We start from the raw sequence: 16,348 nt of genomic DNA, 5'->3' as shown, positions 1-16,348 counted from the left end.
ACTCGTTCGTCTTTCAGAAAAAGCATTTCTTTACAAAATGACCAAAAATAAAGATTGATCACAGAAAAATTTAGAAACAAAAAACAACTAAGCGAGCAAGAACCATTCTTTACTCTTTGCTTAGTTGTTAAACACCTAATATTGGCGGAACCTCTTGTATCGTTTTTCCAGTAATTCATGCTGGTCGAATCGAACAAGTTCCGTCAATCTTTCAATCAACGCTTTTTTCATAATGTGTGCGACTTTATATCGTGGCAACTGCTCGCCGTTGAACGTTTCAGGAATAACTCGATCAACGATTCCTAACTCGCGTAGTTCTGGCGCAGTAATTTTCATCAACTCAGCTGCTTCTGCGGCGCGACTACCGTCTTTCCACAAAATCGACGCAAATCCTTCTGGAGAAAGCACAGCATAAATCGTTTCTTCCAGCATCCAGACTTCATCCGCTAAACCTAGAGCAAGGGCACCGCCACTTCCACCTTCACCAATGATGATGGCGATGATCGGTACCTTTAAATCAGACATTTCGAGCAGATTTCTGGCAATAGCCTCTCCTTCGCCGCGCTCTTCTGCTCCTACACCGCAATATGCACCTGCTGTATTGATCAAGGTAATCACCGGTCTATTGAACTTTTCCGCTTGTTTCATCAGTCGTAAAGCTTTTCGATAGCCTTCAGGATGGGGAGAACCAAAATTTCTGCGGATATTTTCCTGCAGATCCCGTCCTTTTTGAATACCGATCACTGTTACCGGTTTGCCATCTAATCGAGCGATTCCACCAACAATCGCTTCGTCATCTGCAAACAAACGATCACCATGGCATTCCTCGAAAGAATCGAAGATCTCTTCAAAAAAATCCAAGCTTGTCCATCGTTCTTTAGCTCTTGCTAACTGAACGACATCATGTGCTGTCTTATCCACGATCTATCCATCCTTTCTGTGTATGCAATTCAAGAAGCGTATGGATTTTCTGCTTCAATTCCATGCGGGGAACAATCTGATCTACAAAACCATGAGATAATAAGAATTCAGCCTTTTGGAAATCTTCTGGAAGTTCCTGCTTGATCGTCTGTTCGATGACGCGTCTTCCAGCAAAACCGATCAAGCTTTGGGGTTCTGCTAGAATGATATCGCCTTCCATTGCAAAACTGGCAGTTACTCCTCCGGTCGTCGGGTCCGTTAAAACAGTTAGATAAAAAAGACCTTCATTGCTATGCCGTTTGACAGCAGCAGAGATTTTTGCCATCTGCATTAGAGAAAAGATTCCTTCTTGCATCCGTGCGCCACCTGAAGCTGTGAACAAGACGACTGGAAGACTTTCCTTTGTTGCTCGTTCGAATAATCTGGTGATCTTTTCTCCGACAATCGTTCCCATACTTCCCATGATAAAATTAGGATCCATCACTCCAATAATGAAGGGAATCCCCTGAATGGTTGCTTTACCAGTGAGGACTGCTTCATGAAGTCCTGTTTTATCTTGCATTTTTTTAATTTTTTCCGTATATTCGGGAAATGCTAGCGGATCTTTGGTTACAAGATCCGTATCCCATTCTTCAAAACTTTTTTCATCAATAATCAAAGCTAGACGCTGCCATGCACCGATTCGAAAAGCGTATCCGCAATGAGGGCATACTTTTTCTTCACCGATGTCTTTCGTATAAAGGATATGTTTACAATTTGGACACTTTGCCCACATGTTATCAGGAACAGATGGCGAGTTAGCAGGTTTGCTCTCTCTATTAGGATTGATCCGAATATATTTCTTTTTCTTAAACAGAGCCATCTATGCGCCTCCTATCTCCGTTTCTGGTGTCCAATTCGGTAAAAATTCTTCTTGTAAAAATGCTGTGCTGTAATCACCTGCTATGACTGCAGGGTGACTAATCAAATCCATCTGAAATTCTGCGTTCGTGATGATTCCTTCTGTGATAAATTCACTTAAGGCTCGCTGCATCTTCATTAATGCTTCAAAACGCGTATTTCCATGGACGATTATTTTTGCAATCATTGAATCATAATATGGCGGGATCGTATATCCCGGGTAAACTGCACTGTCTACTCGCAGTCCCATCCCACCTGCTGGAAGCAGTAAGTTTTGGATCTTCCCTGGAGAAGGAGCAAAATGGAAAGCAGGATTTTCTGCATTAATCCGGCATTCGATTGCGTGTCCTTGGAATACTACTTCTTCTTGACACACATTCAAAGGCTCACCGGCTGCTATCTCCACCTGTTTTTTTACTAAATCGATTCCTGTGACCATTTCTGTTACTGGATGTTCCACTTGGATTCGAGTATTCATTTCCATGAAATAAAAATCGCCTTCTTCATCCATCAGAAACTCGATCGTTCCGGCATTTTCATAATTGACTGCTTTAGCTGCTCGAACAGCAGCGTCTCCTAGTGCTTCTCTTTTTGTTTGTGAGATCACTACAGAAGGAGATTCTTCCAGTACTTTTTGATTGTTGCGTTGTAAAGAACAATCTCGCTCGCCTAAATGAATGACATGACCAAATCGATCACCTAAGATCTGAACTTCTATATGGCGAGCAGGATAAATGATTTTTTCCAAATACATATCATCATTTCCAAATGCCGCTGCTGCTTCTTGCTGAGCTGAAGAAAAATGCTGTGGGAGCTCTTCTTTTGATTGAACTTTCCGAATGCCTTTCCCGCCACCACCTGCAGCTGCTTTCAGCATCACTGGATAACCAATTCTGTCTGCTATTTCCAATGCTTCTTCTACTGTAGATAATACACCAGTACTTCCTGGAATGACTGGGACATTTGCTTCTTGCATCAATTGACGCGCATTGATCTTATTTCCCATTGCATCGATCGTTGCACTTTTAGGACCAATAAATGTGATATTGCACTCTTCACACATGGAGGCAAATCGGCTATTTTCAGATAAAAAACCAAATCCTGGATGAATTGCTTCGGCTTTTGTCACGATTGCAGCGCTCAGTACTTCCTGAACATTCAGATATGAATCAACGGCTTTGGCCGGGCCAATGCAGATTGCTTCATCTGCTAACTGTGTATGAAGTGCTTCGGCATCTGCTTCTGAATATATCGCTACGGTTTGGATCCCTAGTTCGCGGCATGCACGAATGATACGTACAGCGATTTCACCGCGGTTAGCTATCAATACTTTAGAAAACATATTTCACCTATCCAATCATAAAGGTTAATTCCGCTTCGGCTACTTTTTTACCGTCTACTTTAGCGATTCCTTTGCCTATTCCGGCTGAAGCTTTCACTTTCAATATCTCAACTTCAAGGTATAAGGTATCTCCCGGTGTAACTTTCTTACGGAATTTTGCTTTGTCCAATCCGCCGAAATAAGCCGTCTTTCCCTTGAATTGTTCAAGAGAAAGTAATGCAACTGCTCCTGCTTGAGCCATTGCTTCAACAATCAATACCCCTGGCATAACAGGTTCTTCTGGAAAATGTCCTTGAAAAAAGGGCTCATTGATCGTTACATTTTTCTTAGCAACGATCCGTTCTCCTTCAACCATTTCTTCCACTCGATCAATCAAAAGCATTGGATAACGATGTGGAATGATTTCTTTTATTTCTTGTATGTTCATTGATTTCCCTCTTTCCTGCTTTGCTTATTTTTGCTGAATCCTAAAGAGTGGCTGTCCATATTCGACAACTGACTCGTTTTCTACAAGGATTTCTGTGATCACTCCGTCGGCCTCACTAGTTATCTCATTCATCAGTTTCATCGCTTCAATAATGCAGATAACTTCTCCTTTGGCAACTTGATCACCTACTTTTTTGAAAGCTGGTTTGTCGGGCGCCGGTTGCAGATAAACGATTCCCACGATTGGCGAAACAACCTCGATTCCATCAAATACTGCCGATTCTTTTTCCTTCGTTGGTTCTGGAACAGTTGTTGCTTGTTCAGGTATGACATTGACTGGCTCCGAAACTGGCAACGTTTCGTTTGTCTGAACCATATTCATGCCTCGACTTGTTTTATTTTTATTCATATACAATTCAAATTGACCTTCACGCAAATCGAATTCCGTTAGCGAGGATTGATCAAATTGACTGACTAATTCTCTGATTTCATTGATATCCAAAATTATTCCTCCCAGCGTTTCATGCACAGAACCGCATTATGTCCGCCAAACCCTAATGAATTACTCATTGCATAAGTAAAACTTGCAGGTTTGCTTTCGTTTTTGACAACTGTCAAGTCAATCTCAGGATCTTGTTTTTCTACATTGATCGTAGGTGGGATAAATTGATGTTCTAATGCCAGCAAAGTTGCCAAGGCTTCGATCCCGCCGGCTGCTCCCAATAAATGTCCAGTCATCGATTTCGTGCTGCTGACGTAAGTATCTCTGAAATTTTCACCTAATGCGATTTGGATTGCTTTTGCTTCTGCCTGGTCATTGGCTGGTGTACTTGTTCCGTGAGCATTGATATATCCGACTTGTTCCGGCTGTACACCAGCTTCTTCCATCGCAAGCTTCATTGCTTTAGATGCACCAGAACCATCTGGAGTAGGAGCTGTCATATGGTAAGCGTCACAGTTTGCACCGTATCCAACGATTTCTCCATAGATTTTGGCACCGCGAGCTTGTGCATGTTCTAAAGATTCAAGAACTAGAACACCTGCTCCTTCACCCATCACAAAACCATTCCGATTTTCGTCAAACGGAATCGAACCACGATTAGGATCAGTTGATTCTGAGAGTGCTGTTAAAGCTGCAAATCCAGCAATCCCCATCTCACAAATCGTTGCTTCTGTTCCCCCAGCAAGAATGACATCAGAATAGCCATGTTTGATGTTACGGAATGCTTCCCCAATTGAATTCGTTCCGCTAGCACAAGCTGTTACGATAGCTGTACAAATACCTTTTGCACCTACGCGCAAAGCAATATTTCCAGCTGCCATGTTGGCAATCGCCATTGGTACGAACATTGGAGAAACTCGTTTTGCACCTTTTTCATGTAGACGAATAACTTGGTTTTCGATTGTTGGAAGACCACCGATCCCAGATCCGATGATGACGCCAAACCGGTCTTGATTCATTTTTTCTTTATCTAAACCGCTCATCTCCATTGCTTCTAAAGCAGCGTAGATTCCATAGATCGAAAACATATCCATTCGTTTGCTATCTTTTTTAATAAAATATTTATCGTAAGGAAAATCTTTGACCTCGCCCGCTAAGGTAATCCCTGTTTCTGAAGCATCAAATTTAGTGATCGGTGCGATGCCATTCGTCCCCTCTTTTAAGCTATTCAAAAAGCTGTCTGCGTCATTTCCAATAGGTGAAGTGACTCCATAGCCAGTAATTACCACTCGATTCATTTGTTTGCTCTCCTTTTCTTATCCGTGCATGACCAATCCGCCATCGACATTGATGACTTGTCCGGTGATATATGGATTTTGTGCTAAGAAAACTGCTGTTTGTGCAATATCTTCTACTTGTCCGAAACGCTGCATCGGAATTTGCTTTTCCGCTTGTTCCTTGACTTTGTCTGCTAAAACTTCCGTCATATCAGTTGTGATGAATCCTGGCGCAATGGCATTACATGTAATGCCTCTAGTTGCAGCTTCTCGTGCCACAGATTTTGTTAATCCTACTACGCCAGCTTTACTAGCTGCATAATTTGCTTGACCAATATTTCCAATCAACCCAGATACACTAGAGAGATTAATGATGGTCCCTTCTCGCTGCTTCATCATTTTTTTCAATACGTGCTGCGTCATATTGAAGGTTCCAATCAAATTGATGTCAAGACATTTTTTGAAATCTTCTGCATCCATTCGCATCACAAGTTTGTCATTTGTGATTCCGGCATTGTTTACTAACACATGGATCGATCCAAGCTTTTCTTCTGCTTCTTTGATCATTTGTCCCGCTTTCTCATAATCAGAGATGTCACCGGAAACTCCTACGCATTTTACACCGAATGCTTCGATTTCTTCTATCTTTTCTTTTGGAATCTCTCCGCGACCATTCAAAATGATATTTGCTCCAGCTTTTGCAAAAGCTAAGGCCATCGCTTTGCCGATTCCTCTTGTACTACCTGTGATAAATACATTTTTTCCTTTTACATCCATAACGTTCCTCCTTATAGTATTGCTATTGTTTCATCAAATGTCTGCTTATTCTCAACACGCAGAACTGGTATTGTTTTATCGATTTTTTTCATAAATCCGCTTAATACTTTTCCGGGGCCGACTTCGATGACTTGTTCGATGCCGATTGTTTTTAACTTATGGATACTCTCATAGAAAAGAACAGGTTGCATGACTTGCTGTTCAAGTAGTCCCGCGATTGTTTCTTTCTTCATTATTTCCGTTGTTGTGTTGCTTATGATAGGAAAAGAAGGTTCAGAGAATTGAATCTGACTTAGGTCCTTCGCCAGTTTTTTTGCTGCCGGTTCTAAAATAGCTGTATGAAAAGGCCCGCTGACATTTAGAGGGATCATTCTTTTGAACCCTTTTTCTTTTAATAGTAAAACAGCTTCGTCTACTGCTTTTTCTTCGCCACCAATCACGATCTGCTGAGGTGTATTATAATTTGCAGGAGATACGATGCCGTACTTGCTAGCTTCATGACAGCTTTCCTCGATCGTTTCAATCGGCGCATTCATCACTGCAACCATTTTCCCGCTTCCAGCTGGGGCAGCTTCTGTCATATAAGCGCCTCTTTTTGCTACTAACGCAACTGCTTCAGTGAAGGATAGCGCATTACTAGCTACTAATGCCGAATATTCTCCTAAACTCAGTCCTAAAGCTGCATCTGGGATGATTCCATGCTCCTTCAATAAGCGATAATACGCGATGCTGACTGTTAGAATAGCTGGCTGTGTATATTGCGTCTGATCCAAACGTTCATTTTCTGTAAAGCAAAGTTCAGCCATATCGTAGCCGAGAATCTCACTTGCTTCATCAAATGTCTGCTTTACAACGGCTTCTTCATATAAATCTTTTCCCATACCTTGATATTGTGCACCTTGGCCACTAAATAAGAATGCTGTTTTCATGTTTTTCTCCAATATATCCAGAATATATGTTTGATTCTTCCTATTCAAAAAGGCCGAGACATTCCTATTTCAGGAAATATCCCAGCCCCCAACCTAATTTTAATGATTATGCAGTTTGTTTTTCTACGTAAGTCACTAAATCTTGAACCGTTTTGATTCCGTCTTCTGTTTCGATTTTCACGTCAAATTCATCTTCAATTTCATTGATGATTTGGAATAAATCCAAGCTGTCAGCTTCTAAGTCTTCTTGGATGTCAGTAGTCAATTTGATTTCTTCAGTATCTTTTCCTAATTCTTCTGCGATGATTTCTTGAATTTTTTCGAATACCATAATAATATATTCCTCCGATATTGTTTGCTTTTTATTTTTATAATTTAACAGTCTACAACTCCATGAGAATACTTCCCCATGTTAAACCTCCGCCATAGCCTGTAAATATTACTTTCTGCTGTTTTCCCAAGGTGATCTTTCCACTAGAAACTGCTTCATCCAATAAGATAGGGATGCTTGCAGCAGATGTATTCCCATATTTATCCATATTGGTCAGGAACTTTTCTTGCGGCATCTTTACTTTTCGGGCAATTTTCTCAATAATTCTGAGGTTTGCCTGATGCAAAAGCAGATAATCAACTGGTTTGTCTTTCATGACTTCTTGGATATTGTTTGCAACGTCTCGTACGGCAAAATCAAAAATATCTCTGCCATTCATTTGCAAATAATACGAACCTTCTGAATCTTCTGAATAGAACGGATTTTTATTTTGCTGGTAGCCAGCGGTCAATGAGCTACTTCTGGTACCGTCAGCTGCTAATTTTTCTTTCAGCAATTTTTTCTGTGGATTCGCTTCTAAGAGAATCCCACCTGCTCCATCGCCAAACAACACAGCAGTCGTACGATCAGACCAATCGATTAGCTTAGATAGTGTTTCACCACCAATCACCAGTCCCTTAGTTGAGCCGCAACGGATCATTTTTTCAGCCATGCTTAACGCATAAACAAATCCTGAGCACGCAGCACTGATATCAAAAGCGATAGCATGAGTTGCTCCCAATTCCCCTTGTACTTGTGCTGCTACAGATGGTGTCGTGTAATCGGGCGACATTGTTGCTACTAAAATAAAATCCAAATCTTTAGGGTTTAGATTTTTCTGTTTTATCAATTTTTCCGCCACTAAAATGCATAAATCAGAAGTCTCCTGATTTGTTACACATCTTCGTTCACGAATACCCGTCCTTGACGAAATCCATTCATCAGAGGTATCCATCATCTTGGAAAGATCATTATTAGTAATAATCTTTTCAGGAAGGACGCTGGCTGTTGCAGTAATCATTCCAAATTGTTCCATTAAATATCCTCACTTATAGTCTTGCAAGAAGTCGTGCAAGTTTTTCAGTGCATCCAGCAAGGCATGCTGTTCCTCCGTAGCCATTCCGTCTAAGATGTTCTTGACCATTTCACGATGAAAATGCTGATGGACCCGAAATAGTAACTTTCCTTTTTTCGTTAGTCCCAACTTTACAACGCGGCGGTCATCTTCACTGCGGATACGTTCGACATAGCCTTTTTTTACTAACTTGTTAATAGCAGTGGTCAAGGTCCCAACAGTAATTGATAGTTCTTTGGCTACTTCTGAAGTTGTTTTTTTCTTGTACATCCCGATTGCCTCGATCGTGTGCATCTCTGTGATTGACAGATCTTTGAATTGAGATTTTTTCAGCTCAGACTCTTCGATTGTCAAAATATCATTGAAGACACTAACAAGATAATCATTTACTGTTTTTAAATCTGGTTCCATGTTCCACCGTCCACTAATTAGTTTGATTATCAAATCTTTTGATGTTCAAACTATATCTTAACTTTTTTCAAAATGCAACCTTAAAAGATCATTTTTTTACTATATGAGCTTTTTTTAAGATTTTACTCATTTAAAAAAACTGATAAATCAGCATTTATAATTTCTTTTATTAGAAAAATCATCTATCTCACATATTTTGATTATCAAAGTATTTTCTGTGAACAGAACTATAGAATTTCCTAAAACTTGTCCATTATTCCAAAATTTGTTATAGTCTTTTTATTCAAAGCGTAAAAGGAGATCCTATGTTAAAAGAAAAAATGAAAACTCTCCCCATGCTGCCGGGTGTCTATCTTATGAAAGACCGAGATGGTAAGGTCATCTATGTTGGTAAAGCAAAACGGCTCAAAAATAGAGTAAGCAGCTATTTTCATCAGAATAAACAGCATTCAAAAAAAGTATTACGTATGATTTATCATATAACAGATTTTGATTTCGTCGTAGTAGACACGGAATTAGATGCTTTATTGCTCGAGTGTCAATTGATCCAACATTACCGTCCTTTTTATAACCGACAAATGAATTATTTCAGTAATTATAATTATGTACATATTACCAATAAGGGATTTGTATTAACAGATACTCCTACGGCTCGAACATACGGGCCTTTTCGTCTCTATAAAAAAATGCCGTCTATTTTGCGTATAATGGAAGAAACTTATCAAATGCCTTGGTTGTCTGAAATTAGTTTGTTAGCTTTGCGAGTCCAGCTTCCTGACCTACAGGAAATGACTTTTGAACAGAAAAAAAAGGAACTCCAAGGGCTGTTTCAAGGCCGAAATAAAAAGCTACTGACTTACTTGAAAAAAAGACAACAACATTTCATCTATAAGTTGAATTTCGAAAAAGCCGGTATGCTTCAAAAAGATATCGAATTAGTTACTTATTTTATTAGACGGATCCAGGAACAAAAGCAGTTTTTAAGAACACCATCGCTCACCTTCAGCATGCCATTAGCAGCAGATGAGAGTCAGAAAAAGCACTACCTCGTTTGTTATGGTCAACTTGCAGAAACAATGATTGCCTCTGGTGACGTTTCTCCTGACTTCTATTATAAAAAGAAAGAAGCTCATTTATCTTTGAAACGTCAATTGTCAAAAGAAGAAATCGATCCTGTACAAATCTTGATCAGTTACCGCAAAAAATTAGAAAAAGAACAGTTTGAAATTGAACTGTTAAACAAAAAAGAAGCTGAAAAGCAACTAAATTAGTTGCTTCTCGGCTTCTTTTAGGCATCTTCAACTTCAAATGTCAATTATCCTAAAATTTATTGGATTAAGTCATAGATTTCCATCGCTACGATATCGATATTATCAAATTCGTATTGCTGATGAGTATCTGTTTCAGTTAATTCAAATGTATCGGTCGCTTTATCATAAGTTACTGTACACTTCTCTACGCCTTCTTTTTCAAAACGGCGAACTTGCAGTTCATTATCTGCTGACTCGACCATAGCCTCCAGTCGTTTTATGATTGCGACTAATTGTGAATGTGTCATCGGAGGTCCTCCTTTTCTTATTTCTGTTATATTGTATCAAAAGCATAGCCTACTTGCATTGATTTTCTCTAAAAAAACTCGTTTTTTATGATTTTTTTTCTGGTATTTTTCCTTCAGGCCACCAAAGTTTGATCAAAGCTTGGGTTCCGTCATTCTCAAAACCTTTATCTGCCAACTCTTCATATAGTTTCAATGCTTGGGTAGTTGCTGGCAATACAAGGTCCATTTTTTCTGCTTCTTCTAATGCAATCTTTAAATCTTTGATAAAATGTTTGACAAAAAAACCAGGTGTGTAATCTTCTTTTAAAATACGAGGAGAATAATTGCTTAAAGACCAGTTAGCTGCACTTCCACCTGAAAGCGTCTCAATCACTTTCTTTAAATCAAGTCCGTTTTTTTGTGCATAGACAAGCATTTCCGTCATTCCTGTCATCGTACCTGCAATCATGATCTGATTAGCCATTTTTGTATGCTGACCTTTCCCAGCAGAACCATGCAATGTAAATGTCGTACCAAATTCTTTGAATAAAGGCAGTACTTGATCATAAACGGCTTCTTCTCCACCGACCATGATCGTCAGTGTACCATTCTTTGCTCCTAAGTCACCACCGGATACCGGTGCATCTAACGCATCTGCGCCTTTTTCTTTTGCTGTTTTTGCAATTTTTTCTGCCAGGCTTGGTGTACTTGTAGTCAAGTCAACTAAAATATGTCCTGAGATATCTGCAGAAAAAATCCCCGACTGTCCATAGTAGATTTCTTCTACATCTTTGGGGTAACCTACCATTGTAAAGAGAATATTACTTTGTTCTGCTACCGCTTTTGGTGTATCTGCCCAGATAGCTCCTTCTGTTACTAAAGGATCAGCTTTTGCTTTTGTCCGATTATAGACAGCTACTTCGTGTCCTGCTTCTAGTAGATGGCGTGCGACAGCACTTCCCATGACGCCTGTTCCGATAAAACCAAGTTTCATTTTTTCGACCTCCTAAAAATCAAAAATCCTTGCTTCTATGCTAGTATACGCTAGAAACAAGGATTTTTTCATAAAAAATGTTTGAATTTTATCTTTTAAATGAATTTAATTTTATTTTGATTCGTTCAATCGAGTCTTCTTCTTCTTTTCTTCGCATCTCTTCTTCATGATAAACAACCATGTCTTGATAAAATTCGATCATAGCTTCGCCGAAATGTGTAGATGAAATATCATAAAGTTTAGCTTCTAAAACTTTTGGATCTTTAGGAACTTCACTGGAAATATAATCAATAAGTGCTGGTGCAAAGTCTTCGTCGGTTTCAAAAGTTTTCCCTAATGAAGGATGATCGAACAATCGGTTCAAATAAGCATTTCCTTCCACGACACAAGGTGTTCCGGCTGCCATCGCTTCTGTATAAGTAAGCCCTTGTGTTTCTGAAGTAGAAGCACTGACAAAATAATCTGCCGCTTTATAATAAAGTGCTACATCATTGTTGTCCACTTCTCCTGTGAACTGCACAAATTCTTCTAACTGCAGTTCTGAGATCAATTCCTCTAACTCTTCTACATAAGGTCCTTTTCCTACGATAACTAATCTGGCGTTAGGATAAGCGGAGATGACCTGAGGAAACCCATTAATCAAGGCTTGGATATTTTTCTCATAAGAAATCCTGCTTAAAGAAAGAATCATCAAATGGTTTTCCTGAAGACCTAGTGACTCCCTTAATTTGCTGATATCCTGCTGAGTGATATCAGAACGTTTGAATTTTTCAATGTCGATACCAGTAGGAATCACGCGAAGCGGTGCTATTACACCATAGCTGCGTAATGTATCAATAACACGTTCACTTGGACAAACTACACCTGTCGTATGATTTGCAAATAATCTAGACAAGTATTTTACATGGGATTGCCTGATCACTTTTCCTTTACCGATATAATGAAGGTAGTCTTCATACATCGTATGGTAAGTATGGATCAGAGGTATTTTCAATTTCTTAGCTACCATCTTCCCAAGTATCCCTGCTCCGAATTCTGTATGGGTATGAATAAGATCTAGTTCTAGTTCTTTGGCAACCAAATAAGCATACCACATGCCTCTAACAACAACTCTTCGATCCTTGAAAGAAATAAATGGTACACTTGGCATTCGAATCACATCTTTTTCCAACTTATCCGCATTAGGATCGGTCGTTGTAAAAATATAGACTTCATGCCCATGTCTTTCTAATTCTTGTTTTAATGTTTTGATCGATGTAGCAACTCCGCTGACTTGCGGAAAGTAGGTATCGGTAAAAAAGCCGATTTTCATGTTTTTCGCCTCCAAACTAGTCCTTGACCTGATTTACTTTTTTTAATTTGCTAGAGACTTTTTCATTCAGTACACTTTCGTATACATTTTTAAGTTCTTCACCGATTTTATTGATACTTCGCTCTTTTGCTGTTTGATAACCGGCTTGTGTCGTACTCGGTAGTTCTTGATTGGTAATCTGTTGGATCAGTCGGATAAATTCTTCGTTTGTCTTCCCCATATAGCAGTTCTTGCTATCTTCTAACCAGCCATTATACACTGGAATATCTCGAACAAGTACGTTTTGTTTGCTTGCTAAAGCTTCTAAAACAACGATCCCTTCTGTCTCTTCATAAGAAGGGAAAAAGAATAGATCTGCACCTGAATACGCACCTTCTATGATCTCTCCACGAATGTAACCAGGAAACAGGACATTTTCAGGATGATCTTCTTTTACAATTTTCCGGATGTTCCGAGGAATCGAGTACATGGGAACATGACCAAACCAAATAAATGTGTATTCGGGCATCTTCTTAGCAATTTCTACGAAATCAATGATTCCTTTACGTTCGAAAAACAAACCGACACAAATGATTACTTTTTGATCCGGAGACAGTTTGAAATATTCTCTGAACTTTTGTTCTTTCATTGGATCAGGGCGATATTTCTCTAAGTCGATCCCATTGGAAATAGCTTGAATCGGCACACGGATACCATAGCTTTCCAACAACTGTTTTGAATAAGGTGTTGGCGTGATCAGATAGTCCGCTTTTTGGTACAATCCTACCAGATATTTTTTTACGATAGGAGAAAGCTGGTTCGATCCGATAAAGGAATTTCGGAAATCTTCCTCTGTAGAATGCGCATGATAGACAACTTTTTTTCCTTCTCTTCTGGCTTTATTGACCATATTATGACTATTGATTCCGTATGTATTGATGTGCAGGATGTCATAATCTTCTTTTTCATCTAGTGTATAAGAGATACCAACTTCCGTCAGAGCACGTTTTTGATGATCAAGCGCACGCCCGATTCCAGATTTTGCAAGCATCTTTTCACTTTCAAAATATAATAATACCTTCACCTTACGTCCCCCTTCACTTATATAGTATAACATAGCCTACAAACTGTCACTCAAACTTAAGCCCTATTTTTATCTATTCTTACTGACAAAAACGTTTTCTTAAAAAAGAACAAAAAAACTGGCGTAGCTCTTTTACAAGCCACACCAGCTTTTGATACGTTGTTTATTTTACATATTCATGAACAAGTTCAACGACTTCTTCCATCGTATCGCATTCTTTCAATGCACGATCAGCAAGTTCAGCCATTTTCGCTGTGTCCAAGCGTTTCATTAAACTACGCGTTTTAAGAATAGATGTCGCACTCATTGAGAACTCATCTAGACCCATACCTACTAGCAATGGAACAGCTGTTTGATCTCCAGCCATTTCTCCACACATACCTGCCCATTTTCCTTCAGCGTGTGCTGCATCAATTACATTTTTGATCAAACGTAAAATTGATGGGTTATATGGTTGGTACAAGTAAGAAACGCGTTCGTTCATACGGTCTGCTGCCATTGTGTATTGAATCAAATCGTTCGTACCTACAGAGAAGAAATCTACTTCTTTTGCAAACTTGTCTGCTAAGACTGCTGCTGCTGGAATCTCGATCATGATGCCGACTTGGATCGTATCAGATACTTCCTTGCCTTCACTGATCAATTTTTGTTTTTCTTCTTCAAAGATCGCTTTTGCTGCGCGGAATTCTTTGAGTGTAGCTACCATAGGGAACATGATACGTAAATTACCATGAACAGATGCACGAAGCAATGCACGCATTTGTGTACGGAACATTTCGTCGCCTTGTTCAGATAAACTGATACGCAATGCACGATATCCTAAGAATGGATTCATTTCATGAGGTAATTGCAGATATGGTAGTTCTTTATCTCCACCGATGTCCATTGTACGAACAACTACAGGTTTTCCTTCCATACCTTCTAATACAGCTTTGTAAGCTTCATATTGGTCATCTTCTGTTGGGAAGTCTGGAGAATCCATATACAGGAATTCAGTACGGTACAGACCAACTGCTTCTCCACCATTATTATGGACACCAACTAGATCTTTTGGTGTTCCGATGTTTGCAGCTAATTCAAAATGCTTGCCGTCAGCTGTGACAGTTTCTGCATTTTTTAATTTTTCCCATTCTGCTTTTTGTGCTGCGTAATCTGCACCTGCTTTTTCAAATTCAGCTTTTTGTTCATCTGTAGGATCGATGATTACATCGCCTTCGATCCCGTTGACAGCCAAAATATCGCCTTCTTTGACTTTAGCAGTAATTTCTTTTGTACCAACGATTGCTGGAATTTCTAAAGAACGTGCCATGATAGCAGAATGTGAAGTACGTCCACCAATGTCTGTTACAAACGCTTTTACAAAATTGCGATCTAATTGTGCTGTATCACTTGGAGTCAAGTCATGTGCAACAACGACCACTTCTTCGTTGATCATTGATGGATTTGGTAAAGTAACGCCTAATAAGTGCGCTAAAATACGTTTAGCAACGTCACGAATATCTGCAGCACGCTCTTGCATATAAGCATTATCTTCCATTGCTTCGAACATACCGATATACATATCCGTTACTTCTTTTAGCGCTGATTCAGCATTTACGCTGTTGTCTTTAATATTTTGCTTGATTTGACCTACCATTTCTGGATCTGAAAGAACCATCAAATGGGCATCAAATACTTGCGCTTCTGCTTCACCTAAGCTTTGCGCTGCTTTTTCACGAATTTGCTGCAATTCTTCAGTAGATTTAGCTAATGCAGCATCCAAACGAGCTTCTTCAGCCGCAGTATCTTCTACTGTTGCCTTACTGAATGTTAAATCCGGTTGAACTAGCAGGTAAGCTTTTGCAACGGCTACACCGTCACTAGCGGCAATCCCTTTTAGCATTTCAACCATTATTCAGATAAGCCTTCTTTCTTCATTGTTTCAACGATTGCTGCCATTGCATCAGCTTCGTCAGCACCTTCTGCAGTAATAGTAACATCAGAACCTTGACCTACACCTAAAGACATAACGCCCATGATTGATTTCAAGTTTACTGATTTACCTTTATACTCTAAGTTTACATCAGAGTTAAATTTGCTTGCTGTTTGTACTAATAGTGTAGCTGGACGAGCGTGGATCCCAGTTTCTGCTACTACGTGAAATTCTTTCTTTTCCATATTAATCGGTCTCCTTTAAGTGAGTGTTGTTTTTATGTGAGGGTTTTCTTTTTTAGTAATTCAGAGAATCCTAACAAATGCCACCCTTTCATCTGTAAAGATTAACATTTTTTTTCGTTAGATACAACAGTTTTAATTCAATTTCAGATAAAAGTATTCAAATTATTCCGGATTCTTTTTCATCCTTTTCTTCACATTTTATAACAAACGTGTTTATTTTCTTTTTCTTGTCGCTTTCTCTTCTCCTGACGTTTATCATTCTTTCCTTTGACCCTCTTTGTTTTCATATGAAACGAATTACTTGCTTCCCTTTTTATTTTTAGTATAATAAGAGTCAAAGGTCAGGAATGGTCAATAGAGATTTCACCTTTTCTACCTCATAAATCTCTTAAAAAACTAGGGGTTATTCTTTTACCTCATGAAAAACGAGATGTAAAATATGGATGTACCCATTTTTGTGAAAGGACGTGAATGA

At 39.2% G+C, this 16,348-nt stretch carries 18 protein-coding genes; 1 reads left to right on the top strand and 17 read right to left on the bottom strand.

The window, feature by feature from the left end:
• Positions 1-135: 135 nt before the first annotated feature.
• From OS139_RS06375 to fabT, 11 genes are all read right to left on the bottom strand, one after another.
• On the bottom strand, positions 136-921 hold the full coding sequence (locus tag OS139_RS06375) for an acetyl-CoA carboxylase carboxyl transferase subunit alpha (protein WP_002290847.1): 786 nt from the start codon (positions 919-921) through the stop codon (positions 136-138).
• Positions 914-1,783, bottom strand: a complete 870-nt coding sequence (gene accD, locus OS139_RS06370; protein ID WP_002287623.1) for an acetyl-CoA carboxylase, carboxyltransferase subunit beta — start codon at positions 1,781-1,783, stop codon at positions 914-916. Before accD ends, OS139_RS06375 begins: the two co-directional genes overlap by 8 nt.
• Entirely contained in the window at positions 1,784-3,163 is a 1,380-nt protein-coding gene (locus OS139_RS06365; RefSeq protein ID WP_002287622.1) for an acetyl-CoA carboxylase biotin carboxylase subunit, read from the bottom strand. It abuts the gene before it with no gap.
• Between the two features lie 7 nt (positions 3,164-3,170).
• Positions 3,171-3,590 carry a 3-hydroxyacyl-ACP dehydratase FabZ gene (gene fabZ, locus OS139_RS06360; protein WP_002287621.1) on the bottom strand — a complete coding sequence of 140 codons (420 nt, stop codon included), beginning with the start codon at positions 3,588-3,590 and terminating at the stop codon, positions 3,171-3,173.
• Positions 3,591-3,614: 24 nt separating this feature from the next.
• Positions 3,615-4,091, bottom strand: coding sequence for an acetyl-CoA carboxylase biotin carboxyl carrier protein (accB, locus tag OS139_RS06355; protein ID WP_002332042.1), 477 nt, complete (start codon positions 4,089-4,091; stop codon positions 3,615-3,617).
• 2 nt (positions 4,092-4,093) lie between these two features.
• On the bottom strand, positions 4,094-5,329 hold the full coding sequence (gene fabF / locus OS139_RS06350; RefSeq protein ID WP_002287619.1) for a beta-ketoacyl-ACP synthase II: 1,236 nt from the start codon (positions 5,327-5,329) through the stop codon (positions 4,094-4,096).
• An 18-nt stretch (positions 5,330-5,347) separates the two neighbouring features.
• Positions 5,348-6,085: a 3-oxoacyl-[acyl-carrier-protein] reductase gene (gene fabG, locus OS139_RS06345; protein WP_002332043.1), complete on the bottom strand. Its 738-nt coding sequence runs from the start codon at positions 6,083-6,085 to the stop codon at positions 5,348-5,350.
• 11 nt (positions 6,086-6,096) lie between these two features.
• Positions 6,097-7,014 (bottom strand): ACP S-malonyltransferase, encoded by a 918-nt coding sequence (gene fabD / locus OS139_RS06340; RefSeq protein WP_002332044.1) that lies wholly within the window; start codon positions 7,012-7,014, stop codon positions 6,097-6,099.
• Positions 7,015-7,120: 106 nt separating this feature from the next.
• Positions 7,121-7,345, bottom strand: a complete 225-nt coding sequence (locus tag OS139_RS06335) for an acyl carrier protein (RefSeq protein ID WP_002332045.1) — start codon at positions 7,343-7,345, stop codon at positions 7,121-7,123.
• A 52-nt stretch (positions 7,346-7,397) separates the two neighbouring features.
• On the bottom strand, positions 7,398-8,360 hold the full coding sequence (locus OS139_RS06330; protein ID WP_002332046.1) for a beta-ketoacyl-ACP synthase III: 963 nt from the start codon (positions 8,358-8,360) through the stop codon (positions 7,398-7,400).
• 9 nt (positions 8,361-8,369) lie between these two features.
• Positions 8,370-8,810 (bottom strand): fatty acid biosynthesis transcriptional regulator FabT, encoded by a 441-nt coding sequence (gene fabT / locus OS139_RS06325; protein WP_002287610.1) that lies wholly within the window; start codon positions 8,808-8,810, stop codon positions 8,370-8,372.
• A gap of 305 nt (positions 8,811-9,115) precedes the next feature.
• Between fabT and OS139_RS06320 the strand changes: the two genes are divergently transcribed.
• The gene (locus OS139_RS06320) at positions 9,116-10,081 is read left to right on the top strand and encodes a GIY-YIG nuclease family protein (protein ID WP_002332047.1); all 966 of its coding nucleotides are present in this window, start codon (positions 9,116-9,118) and stop codon (positions 10,079-10,081) included.
• Between the two features lie 56 nt (positions 10,082-10,137).
• Here OS139_RS06320 and OS139_RS06315 read toward each other — a convergent pair whose 3' ends face one another.
• The 6 genes from OS139_RS06315 to OS139_RS06290 form a co-directional block, all read right to left on the bottom strand.
• Entirely contained in the window at positions 10,138-10,368 is a 231-nt protein-coding gene (locus OS139_RS06315; protein WP_002287607.1) for a YkuJ family protein, read from the bottom strand.
• A gap of 85 nt (positions 10,369-10,453) precedes the next feature.
• Entirely contained in the window at positions 10,454-11,341 is an 888-nt protein-coding gene (locus tag OS139_RS06310) for an NAD(P)-dependent oxidoreductase (RefSeq protein WP_002287606.1), read from the bottom strand.
• Positions 11,342-11,429: 88 nt separating this feature from the next.
• Positions 11,430-12,653: a glycosyltransferase family 4 protein gene (locus tag OS139_RS06305; RefSeq protein WP_002287605.1), complete on the bottom strand. Its 1,224-nt coding sequence runs from the start codon at positions 12,651-12,653 to the stop codon at positions 11,430-11,432.
• Positions 12,654-12,669: 16 nt separating this feature from the next.
• Positions 12,670-13,716 (bottom strand): glycosyltransferase family 4 protein, encoded by a 1,047-nt coding sequence (locus OS139_RS06300; protein ID WP_002323526.1) that lies wholly within the window; start codon positions 13,714-13,716, stop codon positions 12,670-12,672.
• A gap of 163 nt (positions 13,717-13,879) precedes the next feature.
• Positions 13,880-15,607: a phosphoenolpyruvate--protein phosphotransferase gene (ptsP, locus tag OS139_RS06295; RefSeq protein ID WP_002295388.1), complete on the bottom strand. Its 1,728-nt coding sequence runs from the start codon at positions 15,605-15,607 to the stop codon at positions 13,880-13,882.
• Positions 15,607-15,873, bottom strand: coding sequence for a phosphocarrier protein HPr (locus OS139_RS06290; RefSeq protein ID WP_002287602.1), 267 nt, complete (start codon positions 15,871-15,873; stop codon positions 15,607-15,609). Before OS139_RS06290 ends, ptsP begins: the two co-directional genes overlap by 1 nt.
• Between the last annotated feature and the right edge of the window lie 475 nt (positions 15,874-16,348).

Source organism: Enterococcus sp. E4-223 (assembly GCF_035727065.1).
Classification (GTDB): domain Bacteria; phylum Bacillota; class Bacilli; order Lactobacillales; family Enterococcaceae; genus Enterococcus_B; species Enterococcus_B faecium.
Note: the sequence above shows the minus strand (reverse complement) of the source record. Positions and strands in the feature narration are given on the sequence as shown.

What these genes read in the sequence shown, in the direction of transcription:
- accD (WP_002287623.1), bottom strand. Translation starts at nt 1,783, where the DNA reads ATGGCTCTGTTTAAGAAAAAGAAATATATTCGGATCAATCCTAATAGA.
- OS139_RS06365 (WP_002287622.1), bottom strand. Translation starts at nt 3,163, where the DNA reads ATGTTTTCTAAAGTATTGATAGCTAACCGCGGTGAAATCGCTGTACGT.
- fabZ (WP_002287621.1), bottom strand. Translation starts at nt 3,590, where the DNA reads ATGAACATACAAGAAATAAAAGAAATCATTCCACATCGTTATCCAATG.
- fabF (WP_002287619.1), bottom strand. Translation starts at nt 5,329, where the DNA reads ATGAATCGAGTGGTAATTACTGGCTATGGAGTCACTTCACCTATTGGA.
- fabG (WP_002332043.1), bottom strand. Translation starts at nt 6,085, where the DNA reads ATGGATGTAAAAGGAAAAAATGTATTTATCACAGGTAGTACAAGAGGA.
- fabD (WP_002332044.1), bottom strand. Translation starts at nt 7,014, where the DNA reads ATGAAAACAGCATTCTTATTTAGTGGCCAAGGTGCACAATATCAAGGT.
- OS139_RS06335 (WP_002332045.1), bottom strand. Translation starts at nt 7,345, where the DNA reads ATGGTATTCGAAAAAATTCAAGAAATCATCGCAGAAGAATTAGGAAAA.
- OS139_RS06330 (WP_002332046.1), bottom strand. Translation starts at nt 8,360, where the DNA reads ATGGAACAATTTGGAATGATTACTGCAACAGCCAGCGTCCTTCCTGAA.
- fabT (WP_002287610.1), bottom strand. Translation starts at nt 8,810, where the DNA reads ATGGAACCAGATTTAAAAACAGTAAATGATTATCTTGTTAGTGTCTTC.
- OS139_RS06320 (WP_002332047.1), top strand. Translation starts at nt 9,116, where the DNA reads ATGTTAAAAGAAAAAATGAAAACTCTCCCCATGCTGCCGGGTGTCTAT.
- OS139_RS06315 (WP_002287607.1), bottom strand. Translation starts at nt 10,368, where the DNA reads ATGACACATTCACAATTAGTCGCAATCATAAAACGACTGGAGGCTATG.
- OS139_RS06310 (WP_002287606.1), bottom strand. Translation starts at nt 11,341, where the DNA reads ATGAAACTTGGTTTTATCGGAACAGGCGTCATGGGAAGTGCTGTCGCA.
- OS139_RS06305 (WP_002287605.1), bottom strand. Translation starts at nt 12,653, where the DNA reads ATGAAAATCGGCTTTTTTACCGATACCTACTTTCCGCAAGTCAGCGGA.
- ptsP (WP_002295388.1), bottom strand. Translation starts at nt 15,607, where the DNA reads ATGGTTGAAATGCTAAAAGGGATTGCCGCTAGTGACGGTGTAGCCGTT.
- OS139_RS06290 (WP_002287602.1), bottom strand. Translation starts at nt 15,873, where the DNA reads ATGGAAAAGAAAGAATTTCACGTAGTAGCAGAAACTGGGATCCACGCT.